Source organism: Nonomuraea sp. WAC 01424, from assembly GCF_003947315.1.
Taxonomy (GTDB): Bacteria; Actinomycetota; Actinomycetes; order Streptosporangiales; family Streptosporangiaceae; genus Nonomuraea; species Nonomuraea spiralis.
This window is the reverse complement of record NZ_QHHZ01000001.1, coordinates 164,627-187,695: the sequence shown is the minus strand read 5'-3', so window position 1 is coordinate 187,695 and position 23,069 is coordinate 164,627. Positions and strand designations below refer to the sequence as shown.

The 23,069-nt window shown below is 71.0% G+C and carries 22 protein-coding genes; 7 read left to right on the top strand and 15 right to left on the bottom strand.

The window, feature by feature from the left end:
* Position 1: 1 nt before the first annotated feature.
* Both DMB42_RS00820 and DMB42_RS00815 read right to left on the bottom strand, forming a co-directional pair.
* Positions 2–1,036 carry a bile acid:sodium symporter gene (locus DMB42_RS00820; protein WP_125629620.1) on the bottom strand — a complete coding sequence of 345 codons (1,035 nt, stop codon included), beginning with the start codon at positions 1,034–1,036 and terminating at the stop codon, positions 2–4.
* 243 nt (positions 1,037–1,279) lie between these two features.
* Positions 1,280–1,657 carry a hypothetical protein gene (locus tag DMB42_RS00815; protein WP_125629618.1) on the bottom strand — a complete coding sequence of 126 codons (378 nt, stop codon included), beginning with the start codon at positions 1,655–1,657 and terminating at the stop codon, positions 1,280–1,282.
* 64 nt (positions 1,658–1,721) lie between these two features.
* On the opposite strand from DMB42_RS00815, the gene DMB42_RS00810 reads away from it, so the two are divergent.
* Positions 1,722–2,678 (top strand): YafY family protein, encoded by a 957-nt coding sequence (locus DMB42_RS00810; protein WP_125629616.1) that lies wholly within the window; start codon positions 1,722–1,724, stop codon positions 2,676–2,678.
* On the opposite strand, the gene DMB42_RS00805 is transcribed toward DMB42_RS00810, so the two are convergent.
* From DMB42_RS00805 to DMB42_RS00780, 6 genes are read right to left on the bottom strand one after another with little or no spacing between them, the layout of a single operon-like run.
* Positions 2,638–4,329: a (2,3-dihydroxybenzoyl)adenylate synthase gene (locus DMB42_RS00805; protein ID WP_125629614.1), complete on the bottom strand. Its 1,692-nt coding sequence runs from the start codon at positions 4,327–4,329 to the stop codon at positions 2,638–2,640. The two genes, DMB42_RS00810 and DMB42_RS00805, sit on opposite strands and share 41 nt — an antisense overlap.
* Positions 4,310–6,349 carry an acetate--CoA ligase family protein gene (locus DMB42_RS00800; RefSeq protein WP_125629612.1) on the bottom strand — a complete coding sequence of 680 codons (2,040 nt, stop codon included), beginning with the start codon at positions 6,347–6,349 and terminating at the stop codon, positions 4,310–4,312. The genes DMB42_RS00805 and DMB42_RS00800 overlap by 20 nt, the downstream gene beginning before the upstream one ends.
* A gap of 29 nt (positions 6,350–6,378) precedes the next feature.
* Complete coding sequence (locus tag DMB42_RS00795) at positions 6,379–7,935, bottom strand: FAD-dependent monooxygenase (protein ID WP_125629610.1); 1,557 nt, start codon at positions 7,933–7,935, stop codon at positions 6,379–6,381.
* Positions 7,936–7,941: 6 nt separating this feature from the next.
* Positions 7,942–9,711 (bottom strand): FAD-dependent monooxygenase, encoded by a 1,770-nt coding sequence (locus DMB42_RS00790; RefSeq protein WP_125629608.1) that lies wholly within the window; start codon positions 9,709–9,711, stop codon positions 7,942–7,944.
* A 25-nt stretch (positions 9,712–9,736) separates the two neighbouring features.
* On the bottom strand, positions 9,737–10,597 hold the full coding sequence (locus DMB42_RS00785; protein ID WP_125629606.1) for a VOC family protein: 861 nt from the start codon (positions 10,595–10,597) through the stop codon (positions 9,737–9,739).
* A 26-nt stretch (positions 10,598–10,623) separates the two neighbouring features.
* Positions 10,624–11,457, bottom strand: a complete 834-nt coding sequence (locus DMB42_RS00780; protein ID WP_221761948.1) for an alpha/beta fold hydrolase — start codon at positions 11,455–11,457, stop codon at positions 10,624–10,626.
* A 282-nt stretch (positions 11,458–11,739) separates the two neighbouring features.
* Here DMB42_RS00780 and DMB42_RS00775 point away from each other — a divergent pair, with 282 nt between their 5' ends.
* Positions 11,740–12,855, top strand: a complete 1,116-nt coding sequence (locus tag DMB42_RS00775) for a CdaR family transcriptional regulator (protein WP_125629602.1) — start codon at positions 11,740–11,742, stop codon at positions 12,853–12,855.
* Positions 12,856–13,157: 302 nt separating this feature from the next.
* Here the strand turns inward: DMB42_RS00775 and DMB42_RS00770 are convergent, their stop codons facing one another.
* Positions 13,158–13,937: an SDR family NAD(P)-dependent oxidoreductase gene (locus tag DMB42_RS00770; RefSeq protein ID WP_125629601.1), complete on the bottom strand. Its 780-nt coding sequence runs from the start codon at positions 13,935–13,937 to the stop codon at positions 13,158–13,160.
* Positions 13,934–15,325 carry a DHA2 family efflux MFS transporter permease subunit gene (locus tag DMB42_RS00765; protein WP_125629599.1) on the bottom strand — a complete coding sequence of 464 codons (1,392 nt, stop codon included), beginning with the start codon at positions 15,323–15,325 and terminating at the stop codon, positions 13,934–13,936. The genes DMB42_RS00770 and DMB42_RS00765 overlap by 4 nt, the downstream gene beginning before the upstream one ends.
* A gap of 78 nt (positions 15,326–15,403) precedes the next feature.
* Between DMB42_RS00765 and DMB42_RS00760 the strand changes: the two genes are divergently transcribed.
* Both DMB42_RS00760 and DMB42_RS00755 read left to right on the top strand, forming a co-directional pair.
* Entirely contained in the window at positions 15,404–16,045 is a 642-nt protein-coding gene (locus DMB42_RS00760) for a TetR/AcrR family transcriptional regulator (RefSeq protein WP_125629597.1), read from the top strand.
* A gap of 147 nt (positions 16,046–16,192) precedes the next feature.
* A complete protein-coding gene (locus DMB42_RS00755) occupies positions 16,193–16,687 on the top strand; it encodes a nuclear transport factor 2 family protein (RefSeq protein WP_221761947.1) in 495 nt (164 codons plus the stop codon).
* A gap of 97 nt (positions 16,688–16,784) precedes the next feature.
* Here the strand turns inward: DMB42_RS00755 and DMB42_RS00750 are convergent, their stop codons facing one another.
* The gene (locus tag DMB42_RS00750; protein WP_221761946.1) at positions 16,785–16,997 is read right to left on the bottom strand and encodes an ATP-binding protein; all 213 of its coding nucleotides are present in this window, start codon (positions 16,995–16,997) and stop codon (positions 16,785–16,787) included.
* A 44-nt stretch (positions 16,998–17,041) separates the two neighbouring features.
* The gene (locus DMB42_RS00745; RefSeq protein ID WP_221761945.1) at positions 17,042–18,379 is read right to left on the bottom strand and encodes a DUF2336 domain-containing protein; all 1,338 of its coding nucleotides are present in this window, start codon (positions 18,377–18,379) and stop codon (positions 17,042–17,044) included.
* Between the two features lie 142 nt (positions 18,380–18,521).
* On the opposite strand from DMB42_RS00745, the gene DMB42_RS55900 reads away from it, so the two are divergent.
* Positions 18,522–18,845, top strand: a complete 324-nt coding sequence (locus DMB42_RS55900) for a family 1 glycosylhydrolase (protein WP_312024709.1) — start codon at positions 18,522–18,524, stop codon at positions 18,843–18,845.
* Here DMB42_RS55900 and DMB42_RS00735 read toward each other — a convergent pair.
* Positions 18,784–19,707, bottom strand: a complete 924-nt coding sequence (locus DMB42_RS00735; protein WP_125629595.1) for a LysR family transcriptional regulator — start codon at positions 19,705–19,707, stop codon at positions 18,784–18,786. The genes DMB42_RS55900 and DMB42_RS00735 overlap by 62 nt on opposite strands.
* Before the next feature lie 117 nt (positions 19,708–19,824).
* Here DMB42_RS00735 and DMB42_RS00730 point away from each other — a divergent pair, with 117 nt between their 5' ends.
* Both DMB42_RS00730 and DMB42_RS00725 read left to right on the top strand, forming a co-directional pair.
* Positions 19,825–20,277, top strand: coding sequence for an ester cyclase (locus DMB42_RS00730; RefSeq protein WP_221761944.1), 453 nt, complete (start codon positions 19,825–19,827; stop codon positions 20,275–20,277).
* A 256-nt stretch (positions 20,278–20,533) separates the two neighbouring features.
* Positions 20,534–21,451, top strand: a complete 918-nt coding sequence (locus DMB42_RS00725) for a CPBP family intramembrane glutamic endopeptidase (RefSeq protein WP_125629591.1) — start codon at positions 20,534–20,536, stop codon at positions 21,449–21,451.
* An 18-nt stretch (positions 21,452–21,469) separates the two neighbouring features.
* On the opposite strand, the gene DMB42_RS00720 is transcribed toward DMB42_RS00725, so the two are convergent.
* Together DMB42_RS00720 and DMB42_RS00715 are read right to left on the bottom strand one after the other, a co-directional pair.
* Positions 21,470–21,874, bottom strand: coding sequence for a hypothetical protein (locus tag DMB42_RS00720; RefSeq protein WP_125629589.1), 405 nt, complete (start codon positions 21,872–21,874; stop codon positions 21,470–21,472).
* 21 nt (positions 21,875–21,895) lie between these two features.
* On the bottom strand, positions 21,896–22,984 hold the full coding sequence (locus DMB42_RS00715) for a DUF6745 domain-containing protein (protein WP_125629587.1): 1,089 nt from the start codon (positions 22,982–22,984) through the stop codon (positions 21,896–21,898).
* Positions 22,985–23,069: the final 85 nt, after the last annotated feature.

Here is a 23,069-nt window from a genome sequence, read left to right as displayed (position 1 = left end):
GCTACCGGACCGAGGGCGCGGCGGGACGCCCGAAAAGGCCGGCGGCGAGCTTCTGCAGCAGGCTGTAGGCCAGGATCGGCAGGAGGACCTGCGGGCGGTGGGCGAACCAGCTCGCCGCCAAGACCGCGGCCGCGCTGGTGTTGTTCATGCCGGTGGCGAAGGTGAGCGAGATGCCGTCGCGCGTGTCGCACCGGGTCCAGCGAGAGATCCACCGGCCGGCGAGGAAGGACAGGCAGCAGAGGGCCCCGGCGGCGCCGACGGCCAGGACCAGGAAGTCCGGGTCGGGCCGGGACAGCGCCTGCCCGAGCGCGCCGGCGGCGTTGAGGTAGCACAGCAGCAGGATGTTCACGAGGTTGACCAGCTTCTCGACCGGCGCGGCGCGCGCCACGCGCCGTTCGCCGAGCACGGCCCGCGCGATGATCCCGGCCAGGCACGGCGTCACGATCAACGCCATCGCGAAGACGCCCGCGCCCGCCGACCCGGCCAGGCCGTCGAGCCGCGCCGTGTCGTCGAGGCTGCCCGCGCCCCCGGGGCCGACCAGGGCGGCGGACACGGTCAGCCCCCACGGAACCGTGACAGGACTGAGCAGCGTCGAGCCCACGACCATGGCGACGACCAGGGACACGTTGCCGCCGGCGTGCTGTCCCCACGACGCGGCTCCTCCGGCGATCGGCATCGCGAGGACCAGCAGCAGCCCGACCGCGAGGCACTCCACCTCACCGGCGTCCGGCCAGGCCCGCAGGAGCAGCGCGGCGACGGGCAGGAGCGCCACCGGCAGGAGCGCGTTCGCCGCCACACCCGAGACCAGTCGCAGGGGCTTGCCCGCCACGGCGCGCAGGTCCCGCAGTCGTACCCCGAGACCCGCGGTCGCCACCATCACGGCCAGCAGGACCATGGGCAGCGTGATCGGACTGCCCGGTCCGAGCGCGACCGTGCGCAGGAACTGGCCAGGTCGCGGTACGACGGCGGCCAGCACGTAACAGACGATCATCAAGGCGAGCAGACGCCGCTGGACCGCTTCAACCACCTGCATCATCTGAACAACCTATCCGTCACCCTCCGTGACGGTCTGACGAAGGGCGGACCCTGATCGTGACGCTCATCACGGACCTGCCCCCGCCCCAGGCTGCGTCGGCCCCTCCGGCGTGGGGGAGGGCGTCCACGATTCTCAACATGGCGGCGTGCCCCGTCCGATCAGTGTTGTCGCCACGCCGGTCTTCTCAAAGATCAGAGGCCGGTCGGATCACTGTGTGACCCGACCGGCCTCGTGCGATCGAGGTCAGGCGGTGAGGGGCTGGACGGTGAAGTGGTAGTCGTACCGGATCAGTTCGTCCTCGCCGACGATGAGGACGACCCGGGCGGCCCAGGCGACCTCGCCGTCCGCGGTGGTCAGCTGAAGGGTGAACGTGACGCCGTCGTGGTGGCCGAACACGTCGTTCGCGGACGTGACCGCGAACTTCCGTTCCTCGACGAACTCCTTGTACGCATGGGTGACCCTGGTCTCGAGCTCCGCATGTCCCCGGAACAGGGTGGACTCCACGAGCTCCATGCCGTCCTGCGCCCAGAGGTCGGCGACGGCGTCGCGGCGCAGTACGGGGTCGGCCTCGTTCCATACGGCCACGTAACGGCCGACGAGATCTTCGATGTCGAAATCCATGCCGCGGACGCTAAGACGGGTTCCCTGACATCCGATGACAGCAGACTTTGGCAGACTTCACGACATGCGAGCGAGCCGGCTGGTGTCGATCCTGTTGATGCTGCAGACCCGGGGACGGGTGACGGCGCAGGAGCTCGCGGACGTCTTCGAGGTGTCGATCCGTACCGTCTATCGGGACATGGACGCGCTCAGCGCGGCAGGCGTGCCGCTCTACGGCGAGCCGGGTCATGACGGCGGGTATCGGCTGCTCGGCGGGTTCCGCACCCGGTTGAACGGGCTGACCGAGGGAGAGGCCGAGTCGCTGTTCCTGACCGGGCTGCCCGGCGCCGCCGCCGACCTGGGACTGGGTGCCATCGTGACCGCCACGCAGCTCAAGTTGATGTCCGCCCTGCCTGCCGAACTTCGCGAGCGTGCGGGACGGATCGCGGAACGTTTCCATCTGGACACCCCGTCCTGGTACGGCGAGGTGGACCGGACGCCTCACCTGACGGCGGTCGCGGACGCCGTGTGGGTCGAGCGCGTCGTGCGGATGCGGTACTTCCGCTGGGCCGAGCCGCATGAGGTCACTCGGGTCGTGGAGCCGTTGGGGCTGGTTCTCAAGGCGGGACACTGGTACCTGGTGGCCCGGTCGGATGAACGGATCCGTACGTACCGCATCTCACGCATCCTCGACCTGCACGTCCTTGCGGAACGGTTCGAACGGCCCCATCGATTCGCCCTGGCCGACTACTGGCAGACCTACCTGGAGTCCTTCGACTCGCGCCGCCACCAGGACACGGCGACCGTCCGGCTCTCCCCGGACGCTCTGAAGAACCTGCCCACCCTCATGGACCGGGCCGTGGTCCAGGCCGTGCACGACACCGTGACGGCTGCCGACTCCGACGGCTGGACCCAGGTGACCGTTCCGATCGAATCCGCTCGCCTGGATTCGTCCTCGCCCTGTGCCGCTTCGCGGAGGCCCGTGCCGCGCCGCTCCGACTTCAGTTCCGCTCAGGGGCGCCCCCGGAAAGCTCCGCCTTGAGGCGGTCGGCGATGTCGGTCCGGAGGGCCTTCTTGTCGATCTTGCCGACCTTGGTCCAGGCGAGTTCCCCGACGACGACGAGCCGTTCGGGAAACTTGAAACGGGCGACCTCCGCGCTCTCCATCTGCGCGCGGATCTCCTCCAGCGTGACCGTCGCCCCGTCCCGGGGCACGACGTACACGCACACACGTTCCCCGAGCAGGGCGTCCGGCATGGCCACGGCGGCGACCTGGCTGACGGAGGGAAGCTGGTACACGAGGTTCTCGATCTCCTCGGCGGAGATCTTCTCTCCGCCCCGGTTGATCATGTCCTTGTCGCGGCCGGCCACCACGAGGTTGCCCTCGGGGGTACGCAGGCAGATGTCGCCCGTACGGAACCAGCCGTCGCCCGTGAAGGAGCGGGCGTTGTGCTCCGCCGCCCGGTAGTACCCGCGAGGGGTGTACGGCCCGCGGGTGAGCAGGAGTCCGGCCTGGCCGTCCGGTACGTCCCGGTCCTGCTCGTCCACGATCCTGATCTCGTCGGCCGGGCACAGGGGACGGCCCTGCGTGGTGCACACCGTCTCCGAGGGGTCGTCCAGGCGGGTGAAGTTCAGCAGGCCCTCCGCCATACCGAACACCTGCTGCAGCCTCGCCCCGAGCACCGGCTTCACCTTGTACGCCAGCTCGTCCGCGAGGCGGGCGCCGCCCACCTGGACGACCCGCAGGCCGGCGAGTTGCCCGGCGCCGTGCTCGGCGGCCCGCTCCAGCCAGCGACCGGCGACCGCGGGCACCACCGCGGTGTGCGTGACGCCTTCCGCCGCGATCGTGGCGAAGGCCCGTATCGGCTCGGGCGAGGGCAGCATGACCACCCGCCCACCGGCGAGCAGCACGCCCAGGATCCCCGGGCAGGCCAGCGGGAAGTTGTGCCCGGCGGGCAGGCTGACCAGGTAGACCGACTCCGACGTGATCCCGGCGACCTCCGCGCTGGCCCGGGCGTTGTAGGCGTAGTCGTCGTGGGTGCGGGCGATGAGCTTGGGCATGCCCGTCGTACCCCCGGACAGCAGGAAGACGGCCACGTCCCGGGAGGAGGGAGGGGGCGCGTCGAAGCCGGCCCGGCCGTCGGGCGGCCCGCACAGGGCGCGCAGGTCGACGCTTCCGGGTTCGACGTCGTCCCCGGCGACCAGCACCCGCCATCCGGCCCCGGTGGCGGCGCGTACGTCGGCCGCCAGGTCGCGGGCCAGCTGCTGGTGGTCGAAGTCCCTGCTCCGGTCGGGGACGGCGATCGCCACGGCCTCGGCGTGCACGGCCAGATAGGTGAGCTCGGCCCGGCGATGGGCGGGCAGCGCCATCACGGGCACGATGCCGGCGCGCAGGCACGCCAGGAGGAGGACGACGAACTCCCACGAGTTGCCCAGCTGCATGATGATGCGCTCGCCCGGGGCGATGCCGAGGTCACGCAGGCGCCCGGCGGCGGCGTCGGCGCGGTCGGCCAGCTCGCCGTACGTGAGGCGGAGCCCTGTCCAGTCGGCCAGCGCCGTGGCGCCCGGATCGCGGTCGGCGACCTCTCGCAGCAGGGTGCCGATCGCGGCCCCGGCCCAGTAGCCCTGCTCGGTGAAACGGGCGACGTCGGCGGCCGGCCAGGGCACGGTGTGCTCAGTGATCGGTGTGGGCATCGTCGGCCTTCCTGGTGAGGATGACGGCGTCAAGCGCGATCAGACTTTGTGGCGTGAGCCGTAGCGGATTGACCTCGATCTCGTCCAGGAGTGGATTGGCGGCGAGCAGGTCGCCGAGCCTGGAGACGATCGTGCCGAGGAGGTCGGGGTCGAGGACGGGGCCGCCGCGCCATCCGGCGAGCAGGGCCCGCCCGGCCAGCTCGGACGGCATGCCGGCCGCCTCGCCGGGGGACAGCGGGGCGAGCCTGACGGCGACGTCGGCCAGGGCTTCGGCCACCGTGCCGCCCAGCCCCACGAGCACCAGGGGTCCGAAGACGACGTCGCGCCGCGCGCCGACCACCAGGTCGATCCCGGCCGGCGCCATGGCCTCGACCAGGTAGCGGCGTGCGCCGGCCGCGTCCAGCGCGTCGAGTGCGGCGTCCAGGTCGGTGTGGGTGGACACGCCCAGGTGCACGCCGCCGATCTCCGTCTTGTGCAGGACCTCGGCGTCCAGCAGCTTCACGGCCACCGGCGCCCCGACGGAGTCGAACGCGGCGTGGGCCGCCGCCCGGTCCGCGCAGGCGTGGCGTGGCATGGTCGCCACGCCCAGCCGTTCGAGCAGCTCCTTGCCCTCGTGTTCGTCGTACCGGGCGGCCAGGCCGGTCGGCGCCTTCCACGGGGCCGGGACGGCCGGGCGGGGCGTACGCGCGCGGGCGTCGGCCAGCAGCGCGGCGGTGGCGGCGGCGACGCCGCGGGCGTCGTGGGCCACGGGGACGCCCGACTCGCGCAGTGCCCTGCGGTCGCGGGTGACGTCGTCGCCCGTTCCCGCCAGCCCGAGGACGACGGGGACGCCCGCGGTCCCGCCTTCTGTGACGGCGGCGACGACGTCGACCGCGTCCGGTTCGTGCAGGACGTACCCGGCGATGACGTCGACGCCGGGGTCGGCGCCGGTGGCGGCGAGCACCGCTCCCAGCTCGGGCCCGGGGCGGCCGGTGTCGACCGGGTTGCGCTGGAAGGTCAGCGGCGGCAGCAGCCCGGCCAGGCTCCGGCGGGTGCCGGGAGTGAGCTCGGGCACCCGGATCCCGCGTCCTCGCAGGTCGTCGAGGAGCAGCAGCCCCGGACCCGCCTGGGCGGTGACGACACCGACCCCCGGGTCGGCACAGGGACGGGCCCGCGTCACCGCGAGCGCGCCGACGGCGTCGACGAGTTCGCGTTCGTCGTCGACGAGGACCGCCCCCGCCTGGGCCAGCGCGGCGCGCGTGGTGCGCCAGGAGGTCGCGAGCGCCCCCGTGTGCGACGCGGCGAAGGCTCCGACATCGTGGCGGCCGACGACCAGGGCGACGACCGGCCGGGTCGCGGTGAGGCGGCGCACGCTCGCGACCAGCCGGGGCCCGTCCGCCACCGACTCCACGTGCAGGGCGACGGCGGTGGTGCGGGGATCGCCGGCGAGGTGGTCGAGGACGTCGGGGGCCGTGACGTCGGCCGCGTTCCCGAGGCCGACGGCGAGGCTGACGCCGTGCCCCGCCTCGGTCAGCGCGAACGCCAGGGCGTGGTTGACGCCGCCGCTGGCGGCCACGACGGCGACGGCGCCGGGCGCCACCCGGTGGGCGCCCGGGACGAAGCTGGCGGTCAGCCGCGCGTGGGGGGCGAGGAAGCCGCTGGTGTTCGGACCGAGGAGCCGAAGGCCCGAGTCCCGGGCGACGGCGCCGAGCCGCCGCTGGTGCTCGATCCCGGCGCCGCCCGCCTCGGCGAACCCGCCGCCGCACACGACGGCGGCCCGTACGCCCGCGGCGGCCGCCTCGGTGAGCACGTCGGCGCAGGCCGCGGCTGGGACGCAGAGCAGCGCGAGGTCGACGGGACCCGCGTCGGCCGCGGCGCCGACGGCCGGGTACATGGTGGTGTCGCGCGTGTTCACCAATGCCAGGAACCCGCCGAAGCCGGACAGCGAACGGGCCATGGCGGCGCCGAGTTTGCCCGGGTCGCGGGAGGCGCCGACGACCGCGACGCCGCGCGGGGCGAACAGCGGGCCGAGGTCGGTCACGCGAGCACTCCCACCGGTTCCGAGGTCGGTCACGCGAGGACTCCGACCAGGTCCGCGCGGCCGGACAGCACCGTGGTCAGCGCCCGGTCCCGGTCAGGTTCGCCTTCGATCAGCAGTACGGGAAGTCCCGCGCGCATCCGTGCCTCCTCGCACAACCGGGTACGGGTCAGGGCCGTGCCGCCGTGCACGGCGACCAGCGCCGGGCCGGCGGCGATGGAATCGCACAGACCGGGCAGGCCGGCCTCGGTGTCCGGCGCCTTCAGCAGAGCGCCCCACGCGCCGGGCAGCGGAGTCGCGGAAAGCGGCAGATCGGTCGTCCCCCGGACGGCGGCCGGGGCGCCGTCCGCGGCGGCCACGACGTCGAGCAGCCGGCCGGGCGCCGACCAGCCCGCGGATTCGAAGCGCGTCTCCAGGGGAGCGGCGCCGTGCAGGTCCCGCCACCGGCGGTGGGCCCAGTCGGTGAACTTCGACGCGCGTCTGGCCAGCCGCGCGTCGGAGATGCTGCGGGACATGAAGTGGTAGGCGAACTGCCACGGTTCAAGGGCGTCGTAGTAGCTGCCGAAGCTCTCCCACCAGGCGAGGCTGGGCCGCGCCGAGTCCTGGATGTGCCGGACCGGCGGCTGGGCCGCCCGCTCGTAGCTCGCGAGGGCCATCCCGAGGTCGCCGGGGTGCCCGGCCAGCGCCCGCGAGAGCGCGACGGCGTCCTCCATGGCCATCTTGGTGCCCGAGCCCACGGAGAAGTGCGCGGTGTGCGCGGCGTCGCCGAGCAGCACGACGGGCCGCGGGGTCAGGGTGTGCCAGTGGCGGGTGCGGCGCGTACGGAAGCCGGCCCAGCGGGAGTTGTTGGTGAGCAGCCGTCCGCCCTCGATCTGCTCGGCGAACAACCTCTCCAGGTACGCCTTGGAGCGCAGGTCGCTCGCCCCGGGCGGCAGGCTCTCGTCGAACGCGTCGAGACCGGCACGCCGCCAGGACGCCTTGTCGGTCTCCACGATGAACGTCGACATGGTGTCGGAGATCGGATATCCGTGCACCGCGAAGACGCCGTCGGGGCCGCGTTCGTGGACGAAGGTGAGCCCGTCGAAGAGGTGGTCGGTGCCGAACCAGATGAACTTGGCCGTGGCGGTCTCCACCTGCGAGCCGAGGCCGGGGCCGAGCTCCTCGCGGATCCGCGAGGAGGCCCCGTCGGCGGCCACCACGAGGTCGTAGCCCGCCAGGTCGTCGAGCGTCACCTCGGTGGAGAAGCGCAGGTCCGCCCCGACCGAGCGGGCCCGTTCCTGCAGCAGCAGGAGCAGCGTGCGCCGGACGACCGCGGCCATGCCGTTGCCGCCGCACCTGATCCGCTCGCCCTTCAGCCGCACTTCGATGTCGTCCCAGTGCCTGCCGTGCTCGGTCAGGGCCGCGCGCAGCACGGGGTCCGCCTCGTGGATCGCCTCCAGGGTCCGGTCGGAGAAGACGACCCCGAAGCCGAAGGTGTCGTCGGCGCGGTTGCGCTCGAAGACGGTTACCGCGGACGACGGGTCCGCCTGCCGGATCAGCGCGGCGAAGAACAGCCCGCCGGGCCCGCCGCCGACCACCGCGATGCGCATGGCCCCCTACTCCTTGGTCGTCAGGCCGAGGATCCGGCCGAGCGCGGCGCTCAGCGCCGCCTCCGGATCGTCCGCCGCGGTGGCGGACCGCCAGGCGACCATGTGGTCGGGGCGGACCAGGAGGGCCCCGTCCTCCGCGACCTCGGAAAGGGCGCGGTAGTCGCCGTAGCTGTCCTCGAAGTCGCAACCACGGCCGATCGAGTGGACGCGGACGGGCACGCCGAGGCGCTCGGCGACGCATTCGGCCGCCTCCCGCCAGGCCGCGCCGTCGACGCCGGTGAGCAGGGTGAACCGGCCCCGGCCGCACAGGTCGAAGGTGGAGACACGCTGCTGGTCCTTGGTCAGCCACACGTGCGGCAGGTGGCGTCCCGGACGGGTGGAGGCGAAGTGGTAGATCTCCTCGTCACGCGGCGCGGGCTGCTCGGGTGTGCCGTCGGGGACGATCGCGCCGGAGGTGTAGTGCTGGTTGGTCTCGACGCCGTGCGTGTTGAAGCACATGATCGTGGCCCGCAGCGCGGCGTCGAAATCCCGCCGCCGCTGGGCGCCCTCGGCCGTCGGCCGCAGCAGGGCGTCGAGGGCGTCCCGCAGTTCCGGCGCGCCCGAGGCGGGCGGCAGGCGCAGCGCCATGAAGATCGGCGGCATCAGCCCGTCGCTGCGCTTGGCGCGCTGGACGATCTGCTTGGCGACCGGCAGCCGCTCGTCCCGGTAACTGTCGAGCAGCGCCGGCGCGGCCTCGCCACGCAACACCATCGCGAGCTTCCAGCACAGGTTGTAGCTGTCCTGGATGGAGGTGTTCGAGCCGAGGCCGTTCATGGGCGAGTGCCGGTGCACGGCGTCGCCGACGCAGATGACCCGGCCGGCCATGTTGTCGGTGGCGTAGACGTCGTTGACCGCCCAGGTGGAGATCGACTCGACCTTCACCGGCACCTGGTCGTCCCCGATCAGCTGGTGCGCGATGCGCACGCCGTCCTCCTCGGTGAGCGAGGGACGCCCGGCGTTGACGTCGTACCCCCACACACCGACCCACTTGGTCCACGGGCGCACCATGCGCAGCACGCCGATTCCGTTGCCGTCGTGACCGACGCCCGGCTGAACGAACCAGTACATGTCGCCTGGGCGGTGTTCGACGAAGCGGGTGAGGTCCGCCTCGAACACTACGTTGATCGAGCCGCCCAGCCCCATCTTGCCGACCAGCGGCAGGCCCGCCTGCGCGGCGACGGTCGAGTTGCCGCCGTCCGCGCCGATCAGGTACTTGCTGCGGATGCCGTACTCCTGGCCGGTCAGCCTGTCCTTGACCAGGGCGGTCACGCCGTCGTCGTCCTGCGTGAACGTCAGCAGCTCGGTGTTGAAGCGGACGGACGACCCGCGCGAGGCGGCGGCGTTGACCAGGATGGGCTCCAGCACGTGCTGCGGCAGGTCGCACACGGAGGTCGGGCTGGCGAGGTCGTGCTCGGCCTTGAAGTGCGGATGGGTGTACCAGGTGCGCAGGCGGCCGAGCTCCTGCCCGGCGAGGCTGGTGGCGTACACGTGCTCGCCCATCAGGTGCTGCGGGGTCGCGTTCCTGGTCACCTCGCCTTCCAGCCCGAGGTCGCGCAGCACCTCGACGCCGCGCTGGTTGGTGATGTGCGCGCGAGGCGTGTTCGAGACCCCGGCGTACTTGTTGAGCACCACGTTGGCGATGCCGTACGTCGACAGCAGCGCCGCGGCGGTCGCGCCCGCCGGGCCGGCATCGACGATCAGCACGTCCGTCTCCACGACGGGGGTGAGGGTTTCCATGTCAATGGCTCCTAGAAGGGTGACGTCAGTGCCGGTGGCCCCAGAGATCGGGGCCGGGGATCTCGGTGACCTGCCAGGTCGCGTCGTCGATGAGGACGCCGCCGCTGCCGAACTCGGTGTGCACCCCGACGGGGGACTCCGCGTAGAAGGAGAACATCTGGTCGTTGCTGTGCCGGCCGAGCGTCATGGTGACCGGGACGTCGCGGTCGAGCACGAGGTCGTAGGTCCGGCCGACCTGGTCCATGTCGGGGACCTCCAGCATGAAGTGGTGCAGGAACGGCTGGTGGATGCCGAAGAACGGGCCGTCCACGAAGGCGATGCTGTGGTGGCGCGGGTTCGTGTGCAGGAACGTGGCCTGGAACGGCACGCGCATCGTGTCGCTGATCTTGAAGCCGAGGACGTCGGTGTAGAAACGCTGCTGGGCCGCCACGTCCGGGCTGGCGAGCACGACATGCCCGAGGCCGAGGTCACCCGTGACGAACCGCTCGATGTCCCGCGCCGAGGTGAACTGCCCCTCGCCCCGCGAGGCCCCGTGGAACAGCTCGACCCGGTTGCCCGCGGGGTCGAGGAAGTGCGCCATGCCGGCCACGCGGCGGATCTCCAGCTCGCGCTGCGTCGCCTGGTGGGCCACGACGCCGTGGTCGCTCAGCTCGTCGAGCGCGGCGCTCAGCGAGTCGGCGTCGGCGATCTCCCAGCCGTAGTACGCGCCGCCGTCCTGCTCTCCCGCCTCGACGGTGACGCGGTGGTGCACGTCGTCGATGCGGAAGTGGGTGGCGCCGTCCTCTCCCGCGACCCGCTGCATGCCGAGGATGTCCGTGGCGTACGTGGTGAAGGCGTCCGGCTCGCGCGCGGACAGGCCGAGGTAGCCGAGCTGCTTGATGTCCATGCCTGTTGTCTCCTGGTCGTACGAGGTCAGAACGCGTCGGTGAGGAAGCCGCGCAGCAGCGCCGCGTACTGGGCGGCGCGCTCGATCTGCACCCAGTGGCCGCAGTGCGGGAAGATGTGCAGTTGCGCGTTGGGCAGGTGCTGCTGCAGGAAGACGCTGGAGTCGGGGGTGACGAAACGGTCCTCACGGCCGTGCACGATGAGGAACGGGTGGGGCATCCGGCGCAGCGCCGACGGCGGTACGGCCATCTCGGCGGGGGAGGAGGAGAAGAAGCGCTCGAACGAACGCTGCACCTCGGGCCGCATGACCTCCTTGTAGCGCGTCTCGGTGATCTCCGAGATCGACGTGCCCAGCGCGTCCTCGTCATAGACGAACCACTTGGTGAGGTTCTCCAGCGCGCTGATCGTCGGATCCTTGTAGAAGGACACCATCCGCATGACCTCGGGCGTCGGCTGCGAGTGCCCGCCCGCGCTGCCCATCAGGGAAATGCGGGCGAAGCGCTCCGGCGCCGTCATCACCAGGTGCATGGCGAGCGCGCCGCCCATCGAGTTGCCGACCAGGTGCGCCCGCTCGATCCCGCGGACGTCCATCAGAGCGAGCACCTGCTCGACCCGCAGGCGCATCCAACCTGTCAGGCTGCCCGGCATGTCCTCGGGATGGTCGGTGCGGCCGTAGCCGACGAGGTCGGGAGCCAGCACGTGATAGTCGTCGCTCAGGGCGGGAATGAAGCCGCTCCAGTTCGACACCGCGTTGGCGCCGGGGCCGCCGCCGTGCAGCAGAATTACGGTCTCGTGGGCCTCGTCGCCGCTTTCCAGGAAGAAAGTGGAATAGCCATGGGTTTCGACGGTGCGCTCGGTCACTAGAATGGGCTCCTTCCCGTCATGCACGGGCATTGCTCAGGATGCGCAGTGATCGGGTGAACGGCCGGGATCAGGCCCGCCGGGCGACGGCGGGACTTGGCCTTTTCACCCCTCGCATTGCTAACTTGTGCGCTGTCGCACCACCGTAGACAGACACCCTGTTGAAGCGCTTCGTACGATCTGTCGCTATTTGTTGGTGCCGATCCGACGTTGTGTCGCAGGAGAGGAGCAACCCCGGTGAGCCTTGATGACGCCGTCCAAGATCTGGCTGATCGCCTCGGCGTGGCGCTGGTGGTGCTCGACCACGACCTGAAGATCGCGGCGTTCAGCGTCCACGACACCGACGCCCGGCTCGCCCGGCTCGCGCGGTTGCTCGCGGGCTCGACGGCGCCGGTGACGAAGTCGCTGGTCAAGGAGCATCGGCTGCACCACGCCAAGCACGGCGTGCGGGTGCCGCAGGACGACGGCGAGTTGGTCGTCCTGCCGTTGCGTCACGAGCAGCAGCTGCTCGGCTACGTCTACTACGTCGAGGATCGGGAAACGCCGAGTCTCGACGACCTCGAAGTCCTGGAATCCGCCGCGCCGGAAATGGGCGCGCTGCTCTCGTTGCGGATCTCTGAACGCAGGCACGGCAAGGAGAATTCGAGGCACCTGCTCGCCGCATTGCTCGGAGGGGCACCGGAGGCCCGCTCGAAGGCGGCCGAAACCCTCGTGCGGGACGGCCTCATCGATGATGTCGAGAATTACTCGGTTCTCGTTCTCCAGGCCCCGGAATCGTCGCCGAAGTCGGTGACGCGACTTGCCGTCGAGGCAACTCTTGAATTCACCACGAGATCGACGACCGTGAAGATCGTCGGTGCCGTTCTCGGGGCCGAGGGAATCGTGCTCTTTCCGCGTCCGGTCAACCACGACAGGCTTGAACGCGCACTCGCCGGCCCCGACCTGGAAGAGGTCGTGGCGGGCGTGGGCAGCGTGAAACCGTCGTTGACGGAGGCGGTGGACTCCTACCACGAGGCCCAGCTCGCCTCCCGCGCCTCCCGGCTGGATCGGGACCGTTACGGCAAGCGGGTCTTCTGGGAGGACCTCGGCATCGACCGCCTGTTCCTGCAACTGCCGCTCGACCGGCTGACGCCGAGCCAGCTCCCCGCCGGAGTACGACGCCTGCTGAACGCGCCCCACGGCGTCGAACTCGCGACGACCCTGGAGGGCTACCTCGACAGCGGCGGCGAGATCCAGGGCACGGCACGACGTCTGCGCATCCACCGCAGCACGCTCTACTACCGGCTTGACCGCATCCGCGAGGTCATCGACTGCGACATCACGGACGGCGCGGTCCGCCTGGAACTGCACGCCGGTCTTCGCATCGCCCGCCTGGCCGGTCTATGGCCACACAAGTGAGATTCCGGTACCCACGCTCCAGCTGTGACATCGACCGGAGAGCCAGGCGGGGCGACCTCGAACACGACGGCGCGCTGCCCCCGGCGGCACACACGACCACCGCCTACCGGATGTACGGCGAGATACATCTGCAGACGTCTGGCCGGACAGCGCCGGGGACTCCGGCCGTTCACCGCCGGAACCTACCGCTCACGGCCTCGGCGCCGGCTTCGATCGTCACCTGTGCCATCCCCGCGAAGGCGCGTGAGAGGTGGATGGGCGTCACCGACTCGTATGCGCTGCTCGGGGCGGTGGTCACGTGTTCAGCCCTCCAGGGAGCTCAGCAGATGACGGGTGAGATCGCTGAGACGGGCGGCGGCCTCCGGGGAGAAGGAGGGGTGGTCCAGACTGATCGGCTCGGTCTGCATGAAGGCGCTGAGCGGAGCGGCGGGCGGGTCGTCGAGGACGGCGATGATGGGCTTGACCCCTTCGGCGACCGGTACGCCGTACCTCTTGAGCGACCTGACGTGGGCGGCGGAGGAGGCGTCGTACTCGCCGCGGAACGCGGTGGACACCGGCCCCGGATTGATCAGGACATATCGGGTACGGCTGGCCGCCCGTTCGGCGGTGAAGGCGGCGCCGAGCAGGTCGTTGGCGCGCCCGGCCTGCATCTGGGCCGCCACGCCGTCGTAGCCGCGTTCGAGCATCGGGTCGTCCCAGTGGATGCGGCCGATCGGGACGCCGGGTCCCGACACGTTGACGACGACCCCGGGATCGGTCAGGCCGTGGCTGAGCAGGTGGCGGCTCAGGTACTCCAGGGCGAAGGTGGCCTCGAAGCCCTCGGTGGTGACGAACCGGGCGGAACGGAAGTAGCGGGCGCACAGCACGAGTGCGTCGACGGCCGGGTAGGCGGCGTTGATCTCGTCGACGACGCGCCGGTTCTCGCTGACCAGGCTCAGGTCGGCCGCGATGAAATAGGCGCCGGGCAGGGCTTTGCCCTTGTCGCGTCCGACGATGACGACAGTGTCGCCGCGGCGCAGGTAGGTGCGGGCGAGCTCCCTGCCCATCCCGTCGGTGCCACCGGTGATCACGAGGGTCTTCACAGGGATGCCTTTCCGGTCAGAGCGGGTTCACGCGAGGGCAGGAGCGGGATGACGGCGAGAATGATCACGAACATGGTGAGGGTGAGCCAGAAGATGCCGTGGAAGCCGGTGATCGGGTTACCGGCGATCTGCAGGACGAGCGTGACCAGGACGACGCCCAGCGCGGCGCCGAGCTGGTTGAGCATGTAAAGGACAGAGCTGCCCTGAGCCACCAGCGGGCCGGGCAGGCTGCGGTAGAGCGACCCCATGGTCGGAGCGCTGAAGCAGCCCATGCCGAGCCCGATCGCCAGCGCGGCGAGCACGGGCCAGATCTCGGCGGTGTCGGCGCCGATGCGGGTGAAGGCCAGTGCGCTGAGCCCGGCCAGGATCGTGCCCGCCGTGGCCAGGCCGCGCGCGCCGAACCGGTCCGACAGCCGTCCGGCCAGCGGCATGGCGATCGCCCCGCCCAGTCCCACGGGAGCCATCAGCAGCCCGGCGGCCAGTACGCCGTGCCCGTGTGCCTGCTGGTAGTACAGCGGCAGCGTGAACAGCGTGGCGAAGTTGGCCAGGCCGCCGAGCCCCATGATGGCGACGCTGGCGACGAAGCCGCGGTTGGCGAACAACCTGGGCTCGATCAGGGGCGGCGCGCCGCGCTTCCGCAGCGCGTGCGCGGCGTAGCCGGAGATCAGCGCCGCGCCCGCGAGCAGCGGGAGGGCGACCTGCCCGCCCTGTTCGGCCGACTGCGACAGGGCCAGCACCAGAGCCGCGAAACCGGGCGCGAGCAGGGCCAGGCCCAGGACGTCCAGCCGGGTCCGTACGTGGTCCGCCGGCCTCTCGTCGGGCACCACACGCCGCGCGAGCAGGTAGGCGAGCATGCCGACGGGCACGCTGAGCAGGAACATCCAGCGCCAGCTCAGGGCATTCAGTACGGCGCCGCCCGCGACCGGCCCGAGGACGGGCCCCAGCGACAGCACGACTCCCATCAACCCCATCACCCGTCCGGCGTGTCGCGGTCCCGCGGCGCGGGCCAGCAGGATCAGCACCAGTGGGTCCAGGATCCCGGCGCCGACGCCCTGGAGGGCCCGGAAGGCGATCAGGCTGCCGACGTTCCAGGCCAGCCCCGCCGTCAGCGAGCCCGCCGCGAACACCAGCAGGCCCGCCAGCCAGAGCTGTTTGCCGCCGAACCTGTCGACCGCCCATGTGGTGAACGGGATGGTGGCGGTGACGGCGAGCAGGAATCCTGTCGAGGCCCAGCCGACGGTGCTGAGCGAGGTGCCGAAGGCGGTGGCCAGGGTGCCGGTGGCCACGGCCGCCATCGTGCTGTTGAGAATGCCCAGCAGTCCGCCGAGCAGGATCACGGCGATCATCGCCAGGAGCCGGGGGTCCAAACGATCGTCTATTGAACTCACGGGTTCAACATAGTTATCCGACGCGTATGCATGCAACTTGCTCGTTCAGCTCAGTGAACCCGTTGGTATAGTTGGCCCATGACCACATCGCGCGGACGGATCGACAAGCGGCAGGCGATCCTGCGGGGCGCGTTCGCCGTGTTCGCCCGGCTGGGCTACGCGCAGGCCTGCGTCCAGGACATCGCCGACGAGGCGGGCGTGGCCAAGCCGACGGTCTACAACCACCTCACCGACAAGGCCACCCTGTTCAAGCACGCCGTCCAGCACGCGGCGCAGGCCATCCTGCAGCGGCGCCTGGCAGCGCTGGAGCCGCTCGTCGAACCGGGCGACGACCTGCGCGCCACCCTTGAAGGCGTCGGCCATGAACTGCTGCGCCGGCACTGCGACGAGCACTCCTGCGCGCTGCGACGGCTGCTCTACTCGGAGCTCAACCGTTTCCCCGACATCCTCGACGTCGTCACCGAGTTCGGTCCGCACCGGCTCACCCAGGCGCTGGCCGATCGGCTGGCCCGCCTGATCCTGGCCGGGCGCCTGCGTGCCATCGACCCCGAGCTCGCGGCCGAGCAGCTGCTCGCCCTGCTCGTCGGCCCCTTGGAGGCGCGCAGCCGCATGGGCACCCGGGTCCTCAGTGACGACGAACTGCGGGAGCTGGCCCGGGTCGCCGTCGGCACCTTCCTCCAGGCTCACGCCCCCTCCGAGCAGCAGACGATCGCCTCCTAGAGTCGCGGGTCAGCGAACGCCTTGTCCGGTGCAGAGCTGAGTACGAGTGAATGCGCACAGCCTCAGGAGTCGTGGAGTGCCGGTCGGGCTGCAACCAACTCCGGGGAGGTGGGGTTCTCATGAGTGGTCTCGAGACAGGAGTGCGTAATGACCATGGGATCTTCCGCGGGAGAGCGACGCCTGACAGTGGATGCGGATCGGCAGCCGGGTGACGCGTGGGCGGTGATGGAGAAGTTCTATGCCGCCGAGGCGGCGTATGTGGCCGCGGGCGGGTACGGCAGGGCCAGTTATGACCGGGTCGCCGTCTACCTGGATCCGGAGGTGGTGTTGCATCAGGCTCCGGGTCTGCCCTTCACGGGGACGGGGACGTGGCGGGGCCGGGATGGTATGGAGCGGTTTCTGGCTGCCTTCAGTGAGGTCTGGGAATCGATGGAGTTCCTGGAACAGGAGCACTGGGGCGACGGGGACACTGTGGTGGTGCGCAATCGGGTGCGGTTCCGCGCTCGGGCCACGGGCCAGGAGATCGAGACACTGATCGTTCAGCTGATCACTGTGCGGAACGGTCGCATGCTCGAGTGCCGTCCCTTCTATTGGGATCCGACCGCCATCGCTCAGGCCTGCAACCCGGTGAGGCCACATTGAGCAGGGCGGGGACGATCAGCTGACGGCGGCGACCTCGGTTTCGACGGCGGCCAGGACCTCTTCGCCGAAGACCTGGCCCCACTCACTGACGGCCTTGTCACCGGTCAGCAAGATCGAACCCTTTCATGTCGTCCAGTGTGGTGAAGCAGACGCTGAAGCCGGCCCGCCGGGTCGCGACCGCCAGCGTGACGGCAGTGTGGGTCTTGCCCACCCCGGGCGGGCCCAGCAGGGCGGTGTCGGCCTTGGCCTGGACGAAGGCGAAGTCGTAGTCCGCGGCGAACGCCACCTCCTCCGGATGAAGCGGCGGCATACGGTCGGACGGGAGGTCCCTTGCTCAGGGCGCCAGCGTCGATGTCACCCCGGGCGGTAAGGCCGGGTTGGCGGCCGCGGCCTCCACCACCTGCCAGTCCGACAAGCAGACCATGAGTGCCGGAGCCGTCGCGTTGGGGTGCCGGGCGATCTCCCGCAGTGCCTTGCGCACCGGCGGCTCGTGTCGAGCCAGGTCCTCCAGCAACGCCGGTGCAGCCTCCGGGTTCTGCGCCACCTTGGCCACGACTCGTACCCATGCCGCTCCACCATGGCGCGCAGCCACGCGTCGGACAGGCCCGGATGCGGCGCGATGGACTTGACCACCTTGGCGTCGAGATCAGCGGCCAGCGCATCACGGATCTCGGGCGGCAGGTCCCGTCGTTCGGCCAGTAGCATCCGCACGACCGGGTCCGGCGAGGCGGCCAGCTCCTCGATCTCGGTACGCGAGGCGGTGGCGATCCGCGGCAGCAGGGTGGAACCGATTTTGGTGGTGCCCGCCAGGCGGGTGAGCACCTTCAGCGGCACCTGCGGGTTGAAGGCGAGGCCGCGCCGCACGTCGGGCTCAGGGGCGGCGGCCAGCGCACGGATCAGGCCGTCGCCGATCGCGGGGTTCTCGGCCAGGGCGGCCCGGACACCGGGCTCCGGGCTGGCGGCGAGTCGTTCGTAGACCAGCGCGGGCAGGTCGGGGCGGACGGCCAGTGGCCAGCGCATCAGCATCGCGGGGTGGTCGGCGAAGCCGATGACGGCCGCGGTGGGCGTGGCCGGGTTCCACAGGGCATTCACGTGCGTCTGGTGAACGGTGGACTCATGAGAGCCGTCGCATGCGGCGCCGGGCGGCAGATCGCAGTCGAACTTGGGGCATTCCGGATCGTGGGTGAATGGCGTCTTCTCCCGGTCACAGACCAGACACCGCCGCGCCGGCGGTAGCCCCTCGCCGGTGACCAGCGCGGCCAGCACCGCCGGCGGTGCCGCCTCGCTTCCGGCCACCGCGCAGCGGACCTCGGCATGGGGATGCGCCGCGAGCCGGGCTGCCATGTCCGCAGTCGCCCGCGACGCCAGCTCCGCGACGATCCGTATCTCCGGATCGGCGGCGAGGATCTCCTGCACCTCGGCGGGGAGGCCGGGACAGGCGGCCAGCCGTTCGATGGTCGGATCCGTCGCCAGCAGGCACGCCCAGGCCGGGCGGCCGACGCCCTCGGAGAGCAGCGCCAAGGCGGCGAACGGCTGTGCTACGGGGTCGACGTCATCAGCCGTCAGCACGACCAGATCGGGCAGCAGGGCTGGATTGGCAGCGAGGCCGCACAGGACAGAGTTGACCGGCTGATCATGGTTGCCGACGAGGACATCGCCTGGAGTCTGGCCGAGCGGGAGGACCTCACCCACGCGCAGGCGGTCGCGCTGGTCTCCCGCGTCGAACAGAGCGCCGGGCGGCTCGCGGAGCGGGGGCCCAGGCCTACACCCGCGTCGTGATCGGCCCCGACGGCCTCCTGCCCGTCCCCGACGACGCCGAACGCACCCTCACCGGATGGGAGTTCTACCCTGCGGCCCTCGGCGAGGCGGTGCGCCGGGCCGCCGAGCTCGCCCCGGGTGTCCCGCTCGTCGTGACCGAGAACGGCATCGCCACCGACGACGACACGCGCCGCGTCGCCTACACCGCAGGCGCCTGGCCGGCCTGGCGGACGCGATGGCCGACGGCGTCGACGTACGCGGCTATTTCCATTGGACCGCCCTCGACAACTACGAGTGGGGAAGCTACCGGCCCACCTTCGGTCTCATCCAGCTGGTGATCACGAGCCGATGGGGTGGGCGTCCGAGCGGAGGCTGGTGGCTTGGTTCCGCAGGGCGGTGACCATCGCCTGTGCCTGGGCGAGCGGGCGCGGCCTGGTCACGGCGACGGTCGCGCGGCCGGTCCAGTGGCTGTCGGTGACGGCCACGGCTCGTACGCCAGCCGGCAGGGCGGGCAGGGCCAGGTCGGGGATGACCGTGATGCCCAGACCTGCCGCGACCAGGCCGAGGCGTGTCGACCAACTGCGCGAGGTGTGGGCGATGTGGGGGGCGGACAGGGTCGGCCAGGCGCCGAACTGCGGCTCGCCCGGCCCTCCCTCTCCGGCGATCCAGTGCTCCTGGGCCAGGTCCTGCACGGTGACGCGGGCGTGGTCGGCGAATCGGTGCGTGTCCGGGACGGCCACCAGGAGGTCTCCTTGGAGCAGCGGGGTCTGCCGGAGTTCGTTCAGGTCATAGTCCGGCAAGCCGTGGCCGACCCCGATGACCGCCACGTCCAGCCGGCCGGTCCGTAGCCGCCGGAGCAGGGCGGGCGTCGAGGCCTCTTCCAGAACCACGGCGAGGCCCGGATGGCCGGCCGTCACCTGAGCCATCGCTCGCGGAACCAGCGCCATGGCGGCGGTGGGGTAGGCGCCGATCGTCAGGCGGCCGGCGAGCCGGTCGCGCAGGCCTGCGAGTTCGTGCTCGGTCGCCGCCAGGTCGGCGAGGATTTCCGTCGCGCGCCGGATGAGCACCTGACCGGCCGGGGTGAGCGCCACCCCACGCCGGCTGCGGTCGAAGAGCGGCCCGCCAGCCGCCGTCTCCATGGCGGCGACCTGGCGGGAGACGGCCGACTGGGTGTAGCCGAGCATCTCGGCGGCCCGAGTGAACGATCCTGCGGTGGCGACCTGGTGCACGACTCGGAGACCGGTAAGCGTGAACTCGGCCATGGCCAGAACCTACCATGCGCATTACTCATGGAATCGATGCGTAACCATCGTTGGACTGCATGACAGGAAATGGGCAGGCTGGTTGCCATGACAAAGCAATTCACTCGGGAAGAACTCGTGGCACGCCTGATCCGCGCCGGTGAGCTGGAGGTGTCGGGCGAGGATCCGGCCGAGGCGGCGACGTACTTCGACACCGACAAGTTCCGCTTTCACGGGCCGGACGGCTTCGAGTCCGGCTTCGCCGGGCTCGACGCCTACTTCGCGGCGGTACGCGAGGCGTTTGACGACCGGTCGATCCGGCGCGGCATCATTGTGGCCGAAGGCGACCACATGGCCTGCCAGACCTGGATCGAAGGCACCTTCGTCCGCGAGTTCACCCAGTCACCGGCCGGCCCGCTGCCGCCCAACGGCGAACGTGTCGTGTTCGACCTCATCAACATCTTCCGCTTCGATGACCAGGGGCGTCTCGTCGAGGAGTGGGTACGCACGGACAATCGCAGTCTGTTGCGCCAGTTGGGCGGAGAGGGAAGCCGGCTGAACGTCCATGAGGGCAAGGCCGCCTCGGTGTAGAGCGTCATCCCTGGTCACAAGCGTGCGGGCCACTGACCGAGAGTACGCCTCGCTCTTGGACACCCGACGACACCCTCCTTGCTGCACGAAGCTCCAGAGCCGTGACCTTCATCTGGCGTTCCTGACCGGCGTCCCGGCCCCTGGGATGGCGGTACCCCTGGCTGTACCTCTCTTTGGGGTGTGCGGGGGAATGATCAGAACGCCCGCGGCTGATGTGCTGATGAGCGTCCATCACACCCTCCCAAGGGAACAGCGAATGGCAGTCAACAGCCGATCGGCCGCCGAGCGCGATACGCCCCCCAGGGGTTTCATCCGCCGCCGTCCGTTGCTCGGTTTCTTCGTCCTGGCCAACGCGATGAGCTGGGCCGCCTGGACGCCCTATGTCCTGTCGGCGAACGGGCTCGGGATCCTGGACTTCACCTTCCCCACGTTGCTCGGCACCACGCAGTTCCTGGGCGTGCTCCCTGGCGCGTATCTCGGCCCCATCTTCGCCGCCTACATCGTCACCAGAGTCACGGAAGGGAAGGAGGGCGTCCGCCGCTGGATCGGGCGGATGACCAAATGGCGGGTCAATTGGATCTGGTACCTGGTGACCGCGCTCGGCGTCCCGACCGCCATCATCGTCACCGCGGCCTCCATGGCCGGCGAGAAGCTCACCATGCCGCCCGTCGCCGTGCTGGTGGCCTACGTACCTGGCCTGATGCTCCAAATGGTCACCACCGGGCTCGCGGAGGAGCCGGGCTGGCGGGATTTCGCCCTGGACCGCATGCAACGCAGGTTCGGCCCGCTGCGCGCCACCGCGCTCCTCGGCCCACTGTGGGGCGTCTGGCACCTGCCACTGTTCCTGACCGAGTGGGGCGGCTGGCCGGACGTCACCTGGATGCGGGTCGGCGAGTTCATCGCCTTCTGCTGCGCGTTCAGCGTGGTCGTCACCTGGGTCTTCAACCGGACCGGGCAGAGCCTGCCGCTGGTCATGCTGCTGCACGTCAGCATCAACAACTTCATGTCGATCGTCTACGCGGACATGTTCCCGTCCATCGCCACGCCGGCGCCGGCGTCCCGGGTCACGCTGCTGGCGGGCACCACGGCGGCGGTCCTGGTGCTCATCGCGACGCGCGGCCGGCTGGGTTACCGGCCCGCCTCGCCGCGATCGAACACCTCGTCGGCGGCATGAGCACCGCGATCCTGGGCCTCAGTCGGCGACGAGCCGGACCTGGTCCGCCTGCTCGCGCTGGCGACGCAGCTCGTAGGTGCCGGGTGCGATGCCGGTGAAGGCGTGTTCCGGGTGCGCGAGGTAGGCGGTCGCGCCCTCCTCGACGGTCAGTACGCCGAGCACCAGTGTGCCGCTGGACCGGTCAGGGGTGAAGAACGCCTTGCCGTCCGCGACCAGGAGGTGGGTGTTGGCCTGGGCCTGGCCGCGGACGACCGGGACGCCGGAGGCCGGGATGGGCGTACGGACCGGCTGCCTGGTGACCGGCACGACGGCGACGTCGCCCTGGAACTGCAGGCCGGACAGGACGGGAATCTCGGCCTGCCGGTCGAGGTGCTCGTCGACGTCGACGCCGAAGGCGGCGATGGCCTGTTTGATGGTGAGCATCTTCTTCGGGCTCCTCGGAGGTCAGGATCGGCGTTGTGCCTGGGCGTACTGGGCGGAGGTCAGACCGTAGGTCCAGGCGGCGGCCTCGACCGGGTCGGCGCAGTCTGCGGGGACGGTGAGGCCGAAGCGGCGGCGGGTGCCGTCCCGTTCGACGGTGCCGTTGGTGCACAGCAGGACGCGCACGCGCTCGGGATAGACGTCCGGGGGGACATCGTGCAGGGTGAGTGTCTGGCCGGGGTTGCCGGGATCGGGTACGGCGGGTCCGACCCTGGCCAGGCGGGCCTCGACGACGAATCGGTCCCAGCCCCGGCGTTCGATGGCGCAGCGGCGGATCTCGGCGTTGGGCTCGCGGACGATCTCGTCGGCGGTGAGGGTGTCGTCGATGACGACCCGGGGGACAGGGGTGCCGTGCCAGAAGTACAGCCCGAACCCGTCGGCCCAGGCGACCGCGGGGCCGTCGGCACGGTGCAGCCGGCTCCTCGTGGCGGTCCCCTCGCCGGGCTGTTCCCGGTGCGGCTCGTGCGGCGGGGGCGGGCAGAACAGGACGAAGTCACGGAACGCCCACCACCACCAGGCGCCCGCGGCGGATCGGTGGCTCGCCAGGCGGGCCGCCCGCAACCGGCGGATGGCGCCGCGGATCGTGTCCTGGCGCACGTCGCCCACCGCCGCGTCCACCGCCTCCCGTACGCCCCGGTCCGTGGCCTCGGCGATCGCGGCCCACACATCGGTGGGCGCGCCGCGCGACGCGGGGTGTCCCGTCGCGGCGATCTCGGCGTGCAGGGTGGTCGCCGCGGCCCCGTGCACCGGATCGTGCACCCCGCCGTCCGCCGCGACCTGGACGGCGTCGCGTACGGCCTGCCCGATCGCCTCGCCGGCCGTATCGTCCACCGCGCGGTAGACCGAGTCCAGGACGCGGCCGTTGCGGTGGCCGGTGGCCAGGCAGGCGGCGATGGGCGCGGCGAACGCGCCGACGAGCGGTGAGGACACCCAACCGACCCGTTCCGGGAACGGCACCCCGATCCGCTGGTAGCAGGCACGGGCGGCGAGCTCGAACGCCGCTCTTCCCTCGGCGGGACCGGCCGTCGCGCGGGCCGGAGCCGGTGCGTTCACAGTGAGGACCCTTCCTGCCGGCGATCACGCGCTCGTGACGACGGAACGCCTGCGCGCAAGGTCATGTCAGCGGTAGCTTATCGAG